Genomic DNA, 13,906 nt, shown 5'->3' with positions numbered 1-13,906 from the left:
TGATGCATAGCAAAAATAAGTAAAGAATTACGCTGATAGGCCCGAAAAGGCTTGTCAGCGTTTTTTTTGGACGCTAAGTTATTGATCAAAGCGGTAGCCCTTTTGCAATAAGGCTTGCGGCTAAATTAAAACCAAAATGGAACGTACAGTCATCAAGAAGTAGTCACAGATGACACATAGGGGAAAAACAGTGAATAAAACACAACTAGTAGAATCAATCGCAGAAAACGCAGACATCTCTAAAGCTTCAGCTGGCCGCGCTCTAGACGCATTCATCGAAGCAGTTGGCACAACGCTACAATCAGGCGACCAAGTTGCACTTGTTGGCTTTGGTACTTTCAGTGTTCGTACTCGTGCTGCTCGTACAGGTCGTAACCCAAAAACTGGTGAAGAGATCCAAATCGCAGAAGCTAAAGTACCTGGCTTCAAAGCGGGTAAAGCACTTAAAGACGCATGTAACTAATTTCTACGGCTGAAACCTCGGTTTTGCGAGGGGAAGGCTGTAAAATGCGTTTACTGTTTGAAAAATGATGTTTCATTCTTAAACAGTATGTGTACAAAGCACATTGAACTTATTTAAATTATGCGCATCCTACTGATGCGCATTTCTTTTTCTGATAATATCGCGTGAATAGATTTTTATTTTGAAGCCAATGCTTCATATCCGGAGAGCACTTAAATTATGATGGATCGATTACGCGAAGGCGTGAATAGCATCGCGGTAAAAATTATCCTTGGGTTGATTATCCTGTCATTCGTATTCGCAGGTGTAGGCAGCTACATCACCGGTGGCGGTAACAACGCAGCAGCTAAAGTTGGCAACACAGAAATTGCTCGTGGTGAGTTCGAACAGGCTTACCAAAACGAACGTAATCGCATGCAGTCTCAACTTGGCGATTACTTCGCTCAAATGCTTGCAGACCCTGCATACGTAGAGTCTTTCCGTAAATCAGTACTTGATCGCATGATCAACGATGTACTGCTTGAGCAGCAAGCTGAGTCTTTAGGCCTACGAATCAGTGATTCTCAAATCCGTACCATGATTCTAGAAATGCCTCAGTTCCAAACAGCTGGTCAATTCGACCAAGAAGTTTACCAATCGGCACTACGTCGTGCAGGTTTCAGCGCAGAGAGCTTCGCTGAATACATGCGTCGTGACCTAATGCGTAACCAGCTTGTGACTGCACTTCAAGGCAGTGAATTCGTTCTTCAAGGTGAAATCGATACTCAGAGCAAGCTTATCGCACAAACTCGTGACATTCGCACAGTGACACTGTCTGTTGCTGACCTTGCGAAAGGCATCGAGCTAACTGACGAACAGATCGAACAGTACTACCAAGAGAACCCTGCGGCTTATACTCGTCCAGAGCAAGCGAAGGTATCTTACATTGAGCTTTCTGCTGAAGCACTTAAGTCTCAGCTTGAAGTAAGCGATGAAGAAGCGCAGAAGTACTACCAAGAGCACCTAGACAAGTACTCAACTGAAGAGCAACGTAAAGTTAGCCACATCTTAGTTCAAGGCGATGACGAAGCGAAAGCTCAGTCTATCCTAGACGAACTAAATGCAGGCGCTGATTTTGCTACGCTAGCGGAAGAGAAATCTGACGACTTCGGCAGTGCTGACGTTGGCGGTGACCTAGGTTGGATCGAACGCGATGTGATGGACCCAGCATTCGAAGACGCGGCTTTCGCTCTTGAGAATATTGGTGACACGACTGGTCTAGTTAAATCTGATTTCGGCTACCATATCATCAAGCTCGACGAACTAAAAGCGTCTCAAGCTCAGCCTTACACTGAAGTAGCGGCAGAGATTAAGCAAGAGCTTCTAGACCAGCACGCTGTAGACCAGTTCTACGAGCAACAAACTGAGCTAGAAAAAGTAGCGTTTGAATTCCCAGATTCTCTTGATGATTCTGCAGAAGCTATCAATGCGAAGATCACAACAACAGATTTCATCTCTCAAATTGACGCTCCAGAAGTTCTGATGACGCCTGCAGTTATGCAAGCTATCTTGAGCCCTGAAGTGAAAGAAGACGGTCTAAACTCTGAAGTTATCGAAGTGGCTCCTGAGCACGTGATCGTTGTTCGTGTAGAAGAGACTCGCGACGAGACAGTTCTTCCTCTAGCTGAAGTGAAAGATCAAGTTGTCGCTGCATTGTCTGCTGTACAAGCTGAGCAACAAGCGGTTGAACTAGGTGTTTCTCTAGTGAACGAACTAAAGCAAGGCAATGAAGCAGTGCTAGCGGACAACAATCTTGAGTTCACTGAACTTGAAACGATTGACCGCAACTCTCCGTTAGCAGCATCTGTATTCGCTCTAGCGAAACCAGAAGCAGGCCAAGCTGTGTTCGGTCAATCTAAAGACCAAGACGGTAACATCGTTGTTGTTGAGCTTTCTAAGGTAACGGCTGAAATCAACCCAGCTTACAGCACTCAAATTGGTGCACAATTGGAGCGAGTTGGCAACCAACAAGATCTGACGAACGTACTAAACGTACTTCGTAAAAACGCAGACGTTGAATATTACGTAGTGGGTCAAGGTCAGTAAGCTCAGGTTAGCTTGAGTTAGCTTAGCTCGGTAGTTAAGCCTATTTGGTTACTGACTACCGAGAGTCAACATGCGATGGTTGTTGTTTTGCAAATTAGGTTTATTCGATAAATCAGATTTGTGAGCCAACAAACAAACTGATGAAAACAAGATGTATAACGAAGCGGGTCACTTAGGAGACCCGCTTTATTTTTGTCTGGTGATTGTGTTATCTAGTGCTGCAAATGCATAAGTTACCTTTTTTGTACAAAGGAACGATTTATGCGCACGATATATTCAACACTACTTCTTTCATTTCTGATGCTCTTAAGCCCTGCAGTGTTTGCAGACAGCCCAACTAAAGCTGAGCTTTACGATGGCATTGAGATTACGGTTAACATCAATACCGCGACAGCAGAAGAGCTATCAGCACTACTGGTTGGTGTTGGTGACAAAAAAGCCCAAGAGATTGTCGACTACAGAGAGCAGAACGGGGCGTTTACAACTGCTGATGGCTTGGCGAGTGTCAAAGGGATAGGTGAAGCGACAGTTAAAAAGAACCGCGAAAGAATTCAGCTTTGATCCGTTTCTTTATTGGTTAGGTATAAAACGATAGCTATGAAGCCCCCGGCCAGAGCACCTGCTAGGTGGGCTTCAATTGCGACACGAGCGTTAATCAGTTCGCCAGTCGTGCTAGAGGGGCCAACAAGCTGCTCCCAAGCGATTTTAGCTACTAACCCCAACACTAATAGCCAACTAGATTTCCTGCCGTTTAAAGCCTCTCTGAGCGCGAATAAGCCAAACAACCCATGCAAAGTGCCAGATAGGCCAACATAGATCTGAATACTCGAAAACAACAGAGCGATCCCAGTCACTAGACTAATCACAAGCAGAGCAAGAACAAGCTGTTGTTTACTCGGTTGAAACAGATAGCTGATGATCCATAAGCCTGCTAGATTCATCAGAAGGTGCGAGTAGTTGGTATGTGAAAAGTTTCCTGTTAGGATCCGCCACCATTGCCCCTCGGCAATCGCATTGCTATCCCATACGACCCAAGCTTGTATTGGCTCAAATTGGAATAAGACGCATAAAAGTGAAGTGAAAATTAAAACAGGGTACACATTAAATCCATGTCTCGTTATTGCCCCCAATGCAGCAAGGCTTTGAAAGCTTGTATTTGTCAGTGGGTTACACCACTCGAATCGAATGTTGAGCTTATCATTCTTCAGCACCCATCAGAAGAGCACCGTCCGATGGGAACCGCGCGTATTCTATCGTTATCTCTAAAAAACAGCGTGACGCTTGTTGGTGAAGACTTTTCAGACAACGAACAACTGAACGCATTGCTGACCGATGAACAGTACCAACATGTGATTTTATACCCAAGTGAAAATTCTGTGTCTGTTGAGTCGGCAACATACCCAAGCAAGAAGCTACGTGTGATTTTATTGGATGGGACGTGGAAGAAAGCATTCAAGATGTGGCAAGTGTCGAATAACTTGCATGCGTTGAACACGGTCCACTTACCCAAAGATCTCAAGGGTAATTACCGAATTCGCAAAGCACCCAGTGAAAACAGCCTTTCAACCGTTGAAGCTGGCTATCATTTGCTTAGCTTGTTAGAGAGTGATGGCGAATTTAGCCCTTTGCTAACGGCATTTGACCAAATGATTCAGTTTCAAATCAATCAAATGCCGCCGGGTGTGTTTGAGAAAAACTACTTAGATTAAGCCGTTTCAGTAAAATGAGTCAGGAATTAAAACTCGGTATGAGCCGAGAATAGTTGCTGATGCATTTTCTGCGCAAGATCATCAGTCATTGATGAAATGTAATCCGCAATCACGCGCATTTTTCGAGACTCATCTTGATGCTGTAGCCATTGTTTCTTGATGGGCAGTGGCAGCAAGCGTTCAGGATCAGCGCTGAATGTTTCAAACATATCCATGATGATCTGTTGGCCTTTGTATTCGATGACTTGAACCTGAGGCACTTGAATCACAAACTCGCTGACAAAGTGTTTCAGTTTATCAAGCGTGCCGTCCATGCTTGGTTCAAGCACCGCATTGTAAGCCAAAAGCACATTCTCAAAGCTAGCATCCACTCGCTTAATTGAAATACTGGTCAACAATGCGTTGACGATTCCACCAATCGCATCCTTTCGACGATACTGTTCACCAGAGAAAAGCATCTCTGTAATTGAATCTAGGTGTTCACAAATCCAAGGGTCGGCCATCTCTTTCAGCTGAGGGTAAGCCGATTCGATCCACTGAGCTTTGGTCACAGAACCAAGCACAATCGCATCTTCTAAATCGTGCACGCCATACGCGATGTCATCAGCCAGCTCCATGATCGAACAGTCCAGTGACTTATATTTGGTCTTATTGTGCTCAAGTGGCTCGGTATGCGTTTTTCTTTTCTGTTTTAGGAGCTGTTGGTCGCTGCTTGAAAGCGGTTCAAGCACCCAGTTAAACAACTCTTCATCATGATCGTAGATGCCTTTTGCCGGCATCCAATCTTTGGCTCGGAGCTGTCGTTGATGCTTTACAGGTTCAGACTGTAATCTCGCTTGGACTTGACTGAGCAGCGAAGGGTACTTAATTAACCCCAGTAGCGTGCGTCGAGACAGGTTCATCCCGTGATTCTCAGTGTAAGGTTCTAGCTGAGTGACAATGCGAAACGTTTGAGCGTTGCCTTCAAAGCCGCCGTGGTCGCGCATCATATAGTTGAGTGCGACTTCGCCGCCATGTCCGTATGGTGGATGACCGATGTCGTGAGCCAAACACAGTGAATCAATTAAACTGTCTGAGGGTAATAGGTCTCGAAACTCGGGTTGCTTTTTCTTCAGTTGAGCAACGATACCTGTGCCAAGCTGGGCGGCCTCAAGAGAGTGAGTAAGGCGTGTTCGATGAAAGTCATTCACCATGGTGCCATGAATCTGGGTTTTCGCTTGTAAGCGACGAAAAGCAGCAGAGTGAAGCACGCGCGCTCGGTCACGTTGATATGGGCTACGGTGATCATCTCGTCTTATTTTATGTTCATCGTCATTTCGATGCTGCCATTCTTGTTCGAGTACAAAGGGTGGTTCGAGTAGAGAATTCAAAATAGCACCTATCAAATTGATTTTATTTAGCTAATTAAAAACAACTTATACCCAGCTAGCTTATCTCGTCTAGTGATAATTCAAAGCTTGGCGCAAATGTGGTGAGAAAGTAGTCCATTTCTGGGCTTTTGCGTTGTTCGAGTGTCTCTTCCAGTCGGCGCTTGGCTTGCTCGTATTCATGATTGCCCGCACTGAGCTCTTCCAAGCATTTGAGGTAAGCACAGATGGTGTCGGCCTGCTTGACGATGCTTTGCTCTTCTTTACTCGCTGTCCCAGATATTAAAAATGGGGCGAAGTCATCTCGGAATTCATCTGGCAGCATCGAAAGCAGTCTCTGCTCTGCGGCGGCTTCTATCTTCTTATACTCTTGGGCGATGTCTGGGTTGTAGTATTTGACGGGGGTAGGCAAATCGCCTGTCAGTACCTCACTGGTGTCGTGGTACATGCCAAGCAGAGCAATATGCTCAGGATTAAGTTGACCATCAAACTTCTTGTTTTTGATCAGCGCCAAAGCGTGGGCAACGAAAGCGACCTGTAGGCTGTGTTCTGAAATGTTCTCGCTTGAAACAGATCGCATCAGGGGCCAACGTTGAATCAGCTTCATGCGTGCGAGATGGGCGAAGAAATGGCTCTGTTTCATAAGTGTCCTATCTAGAGAGTGCTCCACTCGTACCTTGTGTTTGCCACAAACTGTACGAGACAGCGGATACAAAAAAGGCTCCTAAACAGGAGCCTTTTAAGCATAGAAGTGATTGAATACAAGTTAAAGTCTTTTAAAACAGCAAATTGTAGCCACCTTTCATTGTGTTTATTTAACGTCGACGAGATCGTCTTGGCTGTAAGTTTGCAAGAAGCGCTCTAGGCGACCAATCGCGATTTCTAGATCCTCAATGTGCGGCAGAGTCACGATGCGGAAGTGATCCGGTTTCGGCCAGTTGAAGCCCGTACCTTGAACCAATAGCACCTTCTCTTGCTTAAGGAAGTCTAGTACGAATTTCTGATCGTCTTTGATGTTGTACATCTTGGTGTCGATCTTAGGGAACAAGTACATTGCGCCTTTTGGTTTCACACAAGAAACGCCAGGAATCTTGTTAATCAGTTCCCATGCTCGGTCACGTTGCTCAAGTAGACGGCCGCCAGGAAGAATCAACTCATTGATACTCTGATAGCCGCCTAATGCCGTTTGGATAGCGTGCTGCATTGGTACGTTGGCACACAAACGCATCGAGGCAAGCATCTCTAGCCCTTCTACATAACCTTTTGCTAGGTGTTTAGGACCTGTTAAGAACATCCAGCCACCACGGAAACCACATACACGGTAAGCCTTAGATAGACCGTTGAACGTGACCATTAATACGTCTTCAGCAAGTGTTGCAACAGAGGTATGCACTGCACCATCGTAAAGTACTTTATCGTAAATCTCATCAGCAAAGATGATTAGGCCGTGTTCACGTGCAATCTCGACAACTTGCAGTAGGAAATCACGGCTGTAAACCGCACCTGTTGGGTTGTTCGGGTTGATCAGAACGATGCCGCGAGTCTTTGGAGAGATCTTCGCGCGCATGTCATCAAGATCTGGGTACCAATCGGCATCTTCATCACACATGTAGTGAACCGGAGTACCGCCAGAAAGTGCCACTGATGCTGTCCATAGTGGGTAGTCTGGAGCGGGAACTAAGATTTCATCACCATTATCCAGTAGCGCCTGCATAGACATAACGATAAGCTCTGATGCGCCGTTACCAATGTAAACGTCTTCTACATCAAGATTACGTAGGCCTTTTTTCTGGTAGTGCTGAACAACCGCTTTACGGGCTGAATAGATGCCTTTTGAGTCGCAGTAACCTTGAGATGTCGGTAGGTTACGGATTACGTCAACAAGGATTTCATCAGGGGCGTCAAAACCAAATGGGGCGGGGTTACCAATATTAAGCTTCAGTATTTTATGCCCTTCTTCTTCCATGCGCTTAGCATGTTTGAGTACAGGCCCCCTGATTTCGTAGCATACGCTGTTGAGTTTTGACGACATCCCGATATTTTGCATTGCCGATTTCCTGAAATTAATTTAAATACTTTATTAAAGTACCGCAAAATGGCGTTTGATAGAATAAAAATCTGATGAATGTCGCATTTCAGTGTCACGTTTAGCCTTTTTGTTGTCACTCTTTTCTAAATTTTAATTAATAGCTTTGTTGGTTATTGGCTAAGATGAATAAAGGGGCGGGATCGCTTAAAATCACAGGAATGTTGAAAAGATATAGTACATTCTTGATCTAAGTGGGTACTGCCCATAAAGTATCAAACTAATATAATAATAATTTAGATGTGAACGAGGTCGATTTGTCACATTTCCAACAAACTATCTCCGCTTTGATTGAGCGAGTACAAAATGCCCAAGCAAGTGAAGTTCGTTGTGTTGAAGTTCTAACGCAAAAACCATCGTTTGCATTTATTGAATGGCTTCATGCTCAACCGCTCTTTCCTAAGTTCTACTGGCAGTCACGCGACACTCGTGAAGAGGTGGTTGCGCTCGGACAGTTACATACGTTTTCAGATCCTGCACCCGCTTACGCGATTCTTGGTGAAGACCAACGAATCTGGGGTGGACGCTCGTTTGACGGGCACACCGCAAAGAACCGTCGTTGCATGGAGTCGTTTTTCTTCCTTCCTCAGGTTGAATTGATCCGCTTTGACAATACTTGGTCGCTGGCAGTTAACTTGTCCCCTGATCGCGTTTCTTCTATTAATGCTCTGAATAAGCTTTCTGTGGAAGCGGCGATACTGGCTCCCTTGTCTGCTCATATTGAACAGATTAACCACGTTCCAGAAAGAGAACAGTGGGGCGGTTTGGTCGAGAAGGTACTCAAAGGCATCAGTGACGAAGAATATAAGAAAGTGGTTTTAGCGCGTAAAACCACGCTGCAACTTGATGCGCCTATATGTGCTGCTCAACTACTTAAAGCGAGCTATCTGCAAAATCACCACAGCTTCCACTTTATGTTGGTGCTGGATTCTAAACACAGCTTTATTGGTTCAACGCCTGAGCGCTTATATAGCCGACATGGCACTGAGCTCGATACAGAAGCACTGGCTGGGACCATTGGTCGTGGCGAGAACGCGACCGAAGATATGGAGCTAGCAAACTGGCTTTCACAAGACAGCAAAAACCTCAACGAGAACCAGTATGTGGTCGACGACATCATTGAGCGTCTCACTCCTCATTCTCAAACGGTCCATGTTGAAAAGGATGCCCGTCTAGTGCGCTTGCGTAAGGTGCAGCATTTGAAGCGCAATATCCATGCTCAGCTTAATAATGGTGTTAATGGTGTGCAGTTACTTGCTGCATTACAGCCAACTGCTGCTGTAGCGGGTTTGCCGCGTAAAGAAGCGATGGATTTTATTCTTGAACACGAACCGTTTGCCCGAGGTTGGTATGCAGGTTCTGTGGGCTATATCAGCCATCAGCGAGCTGAATTCTGCGTAGCGATTCGAAGCGCCTTGATTGTAAATGATCAAGTACAGCTGTTTGCTGGCGCGGGGATCGTGCCGGGATCGGTTGCCGAACATGAGTGGCAAGAATTGAACAAGAAGATGTCTACTTTACTCAGCCTAATTTCTGATCACCCACCACTGGGTGTGGCGTCATGATTCACGACCAAGCCGTATTAAATAGAGTTTGGTGTCACACGTTACTAGAAGAGTTAGCCCGCAGTGGTGTTGAACATGTTTGTGTTGCACCGGGATCTCGCTCAACACCGTTAACTCTCGAAGCTGAAGCCAACCCCAAGTTAACCTTACACACGCACTTTGATGAGCGTGGTCTTGGATTTTTAGCTTTAGGCTTAGCAAAAGCAAGTGATAAACCAGTTGCGGTGATTGTGACATCAGGAACCGCTGTTGCGAATTTGCTTCCTGCGACGGCTGAATCTGGTTTGACACGAGAGAAACTGATCCTACTGACTTCTGATCGACCATTCGATTTAGTGGATTGCGGCGCTAATCAAGCGATTCAACAACAGGGTATCTTTTCTTCCCATGTTGCAAGTGCTTTAAATCTACCAAGCCCAACCACACAGGTTTCTTTGAATTGGCTCCTAACATCGGTTGATAGCGCGCTTGCGAAACAACGCAATGTTGGCGGTGCGATTCATATTAATTGCCCGTTTCCAGAGCCGCTCTATTCAAAGAACAGTGCTGACATGTATGCTGATTACACTAACAGTGTCGCAAGGTGGATCTCGTCAACAAGCCCGTATTCTAATACTTGTTTACCCAATCATTTGACTGTACAGCCATTAGCGCCGGGCGATTATCTAGCGCGTAAAGGTGCGGTGATTATTGGTTCGATTGATAAAAAAGCGGCGACAAAAGCGCAGCAGTTTGCTTCTGCTTTGGGTTGGCCGATTTTCTGTGACCCTCAATCGGGCGTGAGCAGTGATTGGAAGCATTATGATCTGTGGTTACAGAGTGACTCCGTTAAACAGCAACTCAACCAGTGTGATTTCATTCTTCAGTTTGGTGAGCGTATTGTTTCTAAGCGATTAAACCAATGGGTTAAGTCACAAGCGGCTTTGTTCGATAGCACTCAATATGTTGTCGTTTCACCTGATGCGCACCGTATAAACCAAGACCATCTGCCGCAAACTCATATTGTTGCTAATATCGAGTTATGGATCACCGATCAACACCTGCCAACTTTGTTAGGCAAATATTCGGGTTGGGCGACGCCATTAATCAAGGTTGCAAATACCGTTCAGCAACTCGCACTCGCACAAATATCCAATAATGATCAACTGACAGAGTTGAGTGTTGCAGTTGACTTGTCGTCTAGACTTAAAGACAGAGAGTTGTTTGTGGGAAACAGCTTGATGGTAAGGCTGGTGGATATGCTGTCGTCAATATCTGCGAATCAAGTTTATAGTAATCGTGGTGCATCGGGCATTGATGGCTTGGTGGCAACGGCTGCGGGTGTAGTGAAAGTTAACCAGAACCCTCTGTTGATGTTGATTGGTGATACTTCTCTGCTTTACGACCTCAACTCACTGGCTTTGCTGACTCATAATTTAACGCCGATGGTTATTGTTGTGACTAACAATGATGGTGGTGCGATCTTTGATTTGTTGCCGGTACCTGAGCAACAGAAACAGTCACTTTATCAAATGCCTCATGGTTTCAGTTTTGAATACGCTGCTGCGCAATTCCAGCTTGGATACGCTGCGCCAGAAACCTTGAATGGCTACCAAACCATTATCGAACAACATTTCGAACAGGGTCAGGGTACCTTGATCGTGGAAGTTAAGACACCTCCCGAACAAGCGTCTACTTTGCTGAGACAATTCAGCTCAATGCTCACCGAGGCATTAGCCTAAGGACTTTACATGCTTTACTCCAATTATTACCCAGCTGTACAAGATTCTTCTGACAAACCTTTGCTTGTTTTTTTACATGGTTTACTCGGAAGCGGGGATGATTGGAGTGCATGTCATCCATTCCTCGAGGACTTTCCTCTCCTTTGCATAGATTTACCCGGACATGGACAAAGTCGCTTTATCGATCCAGTAGGGTTTGATCATTGCTGCAAGAAAATTGTCCAGTGCATCACATCTCAACTGGCGCTCAACGATCTTCCTGCCGATTACCCTATCGTAGTGATTGGGTACTCTATGGGCGGAAGGCTTGCAATGTATGGGGTGACAAGCCCTTGCTTTGAGACGCTCAATCTAGAGAAAGTCATCATTGAAGGTGGCAACTTTGGCTTGGAATGTGATGAAGAAAGAGCACAAAGGTTAGTACATGATACGCAGTGGGCTGTTCGCTTTGCACAGCAGTCGATTGAAGATGTTTTAGACGATTGGTATCAACAAAGCGTCTTTTCTTCACTAAATCATGAGCAAAGACAAACTTTGGTCATAAAGCGTAGTGGTAACCTTGGTGTATCCGTAGCAAATATGTTGTTATCTACTTCGTTAGCTAAGCAACCGGATTTACGTGCCACATTGAAATCTCATGAGCATTTATTGCATTATGTATGTGGAAAAAAAGATCGTAAATTCATGGAGCTAGCTGAGAATAGTGGCTTTGAATATAGTCAGGTGGATTACGCGGGTCATAATGTTCATTTTGAGCAACCCGAGCTGTTTTCTAACCTGATAATCCAATGTATCGCCAGTCGTCGTTAATCTGACTGAGCGGTTCTCTCGTATCAAGCACTATAAAAAGCAGAGCAACACCGTCACGACTACTCGTTAGTCGTGGTCTCTAATAGAACAATGGGAATCACCATGGCTAAAACAGTAGGCATCACAGAAGAAGAACTTTACGCGGCAGTTAACTGGAGCGATGAAAGCAGTCAATATGAAGATATTCAGTACCACAAGTCTGACGATGGTATTGCGAAAATCACGATTGCGCGTCCTCAAGTCCACAATGCGTTTCGTCCACAAACCGTAAAAGAGATGATTAATGCACTGGCTGACGCTCGTTACGACGAGAAAGTAGGCGTGATCATTTTGACGGGTCTTGGTGAGAAGGCATTCTGTTCTGGTGGTGACCAAAGTATTCGTGGTGACTACGGCGGCTATCAAGATGACTCAGGTACACACCACCTGAACGTACTTGATTTCCAACGTCAAATTCGTACTTGTCCAAAACCAGTTATCGCAGCGGTCTCGGGTTGGGCAGTAGGCGGCGGTCATGTACTTCACATGATGGCAGACCTTACTATTGCAGCTGAAAACGCCCAGTTCGGTCAGACGGGTCCTAAAGTGGGTTCATTCGATGGCGGTTGGGGTGCTTCTTACATGGCTCGCATTGTTGGCCAGAAGAAAGCGCGCGAAATCTGGTTCCTATGTCGTTTCTACGATGCTCAAGAAGCATTGGATATGGGCCTAGTGAACACCGTTGTTCCTGTCGCTGACCTAGAAAAAGAAACCGTTCGTTGGTGTCGTGAAGTTCTTCAACATAGCCCAATGGCACTGCGTTGCCTGAAAGCTGCACTGAACGCAGACTGTGACGGTCAAGCTGGTCTACAAGAGTTGGCTGGTAACGCAACCATGATGTTCTACATGACAGAGGAAGGCCAAGAAGGCCGCAACGCATTTAACGAAAAACGTCGACCGGACTTCGACAAGTTCCCGCGTAATCCATAGTCTTTCTCCTCTTAAAAATGAGTCGCTAATAGCGGCTCGTTTTGTTTTGATGTTCCCCGTTTTTTAGGAAACTTTATGAACTCAGTGAATTCTCAGCGTCACGCTAAACTCTACCGTTATCAATTACCTATGGATAGTGGAGTGGTTCTTCGTGATAATAAGTTGAACGAACGTGTTGGCTATATCATCCAACTTGAGTGTGACGGTAAAACTGGTTTTGGCGAAGTTGCACCTCTGCCGGGCTTCAGTCAAGAAGATGCCGAACAAGCCGGTATTCAGCTCCAACATGAATTAGAGCTTTGGAGTCACAACAACCCTCAAACGCCTTTTAATGAGCTATATCCTTCTGTTGCCTTCGGTTTTTCGATGGCGATGATGGAATTACGAGGCGAACTCAACACTGAAGGTAACTACCAAGCGGCACCTTTGTGTACCGGAGATCCAGATGAACTGATTCCGGTGCTGAATGAGATGGAAGGTGAGAAAGTCGCGAAAGTGAAAGTCGGCCTGTATGAAGCGATTCGTGATGGCATGCTTGTTAGTTTATTTCTTGAATCGATTCCGGATTTGACTCTAAGGCTTGATGCCAACCGTGCGTGGAAGCCAGAAAAAGCGAAGCAGTTCATTAAGTACATTTCGCCGTCACTGCGTCAGCGTATTAGCTTTATTGAAGAACCTTGCCAAAAGCCAGAAGACAGCTTAGCTTTTGCTATTGACCACGGTGTGGCGATTGCTTGGGACGAAACTCTGCAAGAAGCGGTGCGTAACCCTGAATTTGATTTAAGCGACTTAACGGGTGTTAAGGCTGTGGTGATCAAGCCAACCTTGATTGGTTCAGTAGAGCGTTGTGTTGCAATCATTGAGCGTGCGGAGCAGCTTGGTATTAAGCCGGTTCTAAGCTCAAGTATTGAGTCTAGCCTTGGCTTAACTCAGATTGCGCGATTAGCACAGCAGTACTTGCCTAATGAAGTACCGGGACTTGATACGATTGGTTTGTATCAGCAACAGTTAGAAGTTTCATGGCCGGGTTGCCAGCTTCCTGTTGCTACTCTTGAACAGCAGCAACTGATTTGGTCTTCTTAGGCTGATCGTTCGATTGGCTTAGACCGTTTTCAACCTATAACTTGGTTA

13 protein-coding genes are annotated in these 13,906 nt (G+C 45.5%); 9 read left to right on the top strand and 4 right to left on the bottom strand.

Annotation, left to right across the window (positions count from 1 at the left end; all coding sequences use genetic code 11):
• The first annotated feature begins 169 nt into the window (after positions 1 to 169).
• The 3 genes from L4C44_RS19575 (at position 170) to L4C44_RS19565 (ending at position 3,109) form a co-directional block, all read left to right on the top strand.
• A complete protein-coding gene (locus tag L4C44_RS19575; protein ID WP_012604504.1) occupies positions 170 to 463 on the top strand; it encodes an HU family DNA-binding protein in 294 nt (97 codons plus the stop codon).
• Between the two features lie 219 nt (positions 464 to 682).
• On the top strand, positions 683 to 2,548 hold the full coding sequence (ppiD, locus tag L4C44_RS19570; protein ID WP_048661474.1) for a peptidylprolyl isomerase: 1,866 nt from the start codon (positions 683 to 685) through the stop codon (positions 2,546 to 2,548).
• Positions 2,549 to 2,809: 261 nt separating this feature from the next.
• The gene (locus L4C44_RS19565; protein ID WP_048661473.1) at positions 2,810 to 3,109 is read left to right on the top strand and encodes a ComEA family DNA-binding protein; all 300 of its coding nucleotides are present in this window, start codon (positions 2,810 to 2,812) and stop codon (positions 3,107 to 3,109) included.
• Here L4C44_RS19565 and rrtA read toward each other — a convergent pair.
• Complete coding sequence (gene rrtA / locus L4C44_RS19560) at positions 3,100 to 3,648, bottom strand: rhombosortase (protein WP_428805600.1); 549 nt, start codon at positions 3,646 to 3,648, stop codon at positions 3,100 to 3,102. The genes L4C44_RS19565 and rrtA overlap by 10 nt on opposite strands.
• Before the next feature lie 9 nt (positions 3,649 to 3,657).
• On the opposite strand from rrtA, the gene L4C44_RS19555 reads away from it, so the two are divergent.
• Entirely contained in the window at positions 3,658 to 4,257 is a 600-nt protein-coding gene (locus tag L4C44_RS19555; RefSeq protein WP_132982555.1) for a tRNA-uridine aminocarboxypropyltransferase, read from the top strand.
• 26 nt (positions 4,258 to 4,283) lie between these two features.
• Here L4C44_RS19555 and L4C44_RS19550 read toward each other — a convergent pair whose 3' ends face one another.
• From L4C44_RS19550 to L4C44_RS19540, 3 genes are all read right to left on the bottom strand, one after another.
• Positions 4,284 to 5,627, bottom strand: a complete 1,344-nt coding sequence (locus L4C44_RS19550; protein ID WP_048661470.1) for an anti-phage deoxyguanosine triphosphatase — start codon at positions 5,625 to 5,627, stop codon at positions 4,284 to 4,286.
• Between the two features lie 55 nt (positions 5,628 to 5,682).
• Positions 5,683 to 6,267 (bottom strand): 5'-deoxynucleotidase, encoded by a 585-nt coding sequence (gene yfbR, locus L4C44_RS19545; RefSeq protein WP_285953329.1) that lies wholly within the window; start codon positions 6,265 to 6,267, stop codon positions 5,683 to 5,685.
• A gap of 168 nt (positions 6,268 to 6,435) precedes the next feature.
• Positions 6,436 to 7,671, bottom strand: a complete 1,236-nt coding sequence (locus L4C44_RS19540) for a pyridoxal phosphate-dependent aminotransferase (protein ID WP_048661469.1) — start codon at positions 7,669 to 7,671, stop codon at positions 6,436 to 6,438.
• Positions 7,672 to 7,967: 296 nt separating this feature from the next.
• On the opposite strand from L4C44_RS19540, the gene L4C44_RS19535 reads away from it, so the two are divergent.
• The 5 genes from L4C44_RS19535 to menC all read left to right on the top strand — a co-directional run bounded on the left by L4C44_RS19535 (position 7,968) and on the right by menC (position 13,858).
• Positions 7,968 to 9,275, top strand: a complete 1,308-nt coding sequence (locus L4C44_RS19535; RefSeq protein WP_146491721.1) for an isochorismate synthase — start codon at positions 7,968 to 7,970, stop codon at positions 9,273 to 9,275.
• Complete coding sequence (gene menD / locus L4C44_RS19530) at positions 9,272 to 10,996, top strand: 2-succinyl-5-enolpyruvyl-6-hydroxy-3-cyclohexene-1-carboxylic-acid synthase (protein WP_428805599.1); 1,725 nt, start codon at positions 9,272 to 9,274, stop codon at positions 10,994 to 10,996. Before L4C44_RS19535 ends, menD begins: the two co-directional genes overlap by 4 nt.
• Positions 10,997 to 11,005: 9 nt before the next feature.
• Positions 11,006 to 11,806 (top strand): 2-succinyl-6-hydroxy-2,4-cyclohexadiene-1-carboxylate synthase, encoded by an 801-nt coding sequence (gene menH / locus L4C44_RS19525; RefSeq protein WP_146491723.1) that lies wholly within the window; start codon positions 11,006 to 11,008, stop codon positions 11,804 to 11,806.
• A 102-nt stretch (positions 11,807 to 11,908) separates the two neighbouring features.
• Positions 11,909 to 12,775, top strand: a complete 867-nt coding sequence (menB, locus tag L4C44_RS19520) for a 1,4-dihydroxy-2-naphthoyl-CoA synthase (protein WP_017060170.1) — start codon at positions 11,909 to 11,911, stop codon at positions 12,773 to 12,775.
• A 75-nt stretch (positions 12,776 to 12,850) separates the two neighbouring features.
• A complete protein-coding gene (gene menC, locus L4C44_RS19515; protein WP_146491724.1) occupies positions 12,851 to 13,858 on the top strand; it encodes an o-succinylbenzoate synthase in 1,008 nt (335 codons plus the stop codon).
• The last annotated feature ends 48 nt before the right edge of the window (positions 13,859 to 13,906 follow it).

It is taken from the genome of Vibrio satsumensis (genome assembly GCF_050337435.1).
Classification (GTDB): domain Bacteria; phylum Pseudomonadota; class Gammaproteobacteria; order Enterobacterales; family Vibrionaceae; genus Vibrio; species Vibrio satsumensis.
Note: the sequence above shows the minus strand (reverse complement) of the source record. Positions and strands in the feature narration are given on the sequence as shown.

Coding starts and splice junctions, on each gene's coding strand:
- menB (WP_017060170.1), top strand. CDS start 11,909: ATGGCTAAAACAGTAGGCATCACAGAAGAAGAACTTTACGCGGCAGTT.
- L4C44_RS19565 (WP_048661473.1), top strand. CDS start 2,810: ATGCGCACGATATATTCAACACTACTTCTTTCATTTCTGATGCTCTTA.
- ppiD (WP_048661474.1), top strand. CDS start 683: ATGATGGATCGATTACGCGAAGGCGTGAATAGCATCGCGGTAAAAATT.
- L4C44_RS19555 (WP_132982555.1), top strand. CDS start 3,658: ATGTCTCGTTATTGCCCCCAATGCAGCAAGGCTTTGAAAGCTTGTATT.
- menC (WP_146491724.1), top strand. CDS start 12,851: ATGAACTCAGTGAATTCTCAGCGTCACGCTAAACTCTACCGTTATCAA.
- L4C44_RS19540 (WP_048661469.1), bottom strand. CDS start 7,671: ATGCAAAATATCGGGATGTCGTCAAAACTCAACAGCGTATGCTACGAA.
- menH (WP_146491723.1), top strand. CDS start 11,006: ATGCTTTACTCCAATTATTACCCAGCTGTACAAGATTCTTCTGACAAA.
- yfbR (WP_285953329.1), bottom strand. CDS start 6,267: ATGAAACAGAGCCATTTCTTCGCCCATCTCGCACGCATGAAGCTGATT.
- menD (WP_428805599.1), top strand. CDS start 9,272: ATGATTCACGACCAAGCCGTATTAAATAGAGTTTGGTGTCACACGTTA.
- L4C44_RS19575 (WP_012604504.1), top strand. CDS start 170: ATGACACATAGGGGAAAAACAGTGAATAAAACACAACTAGTAGAATCA.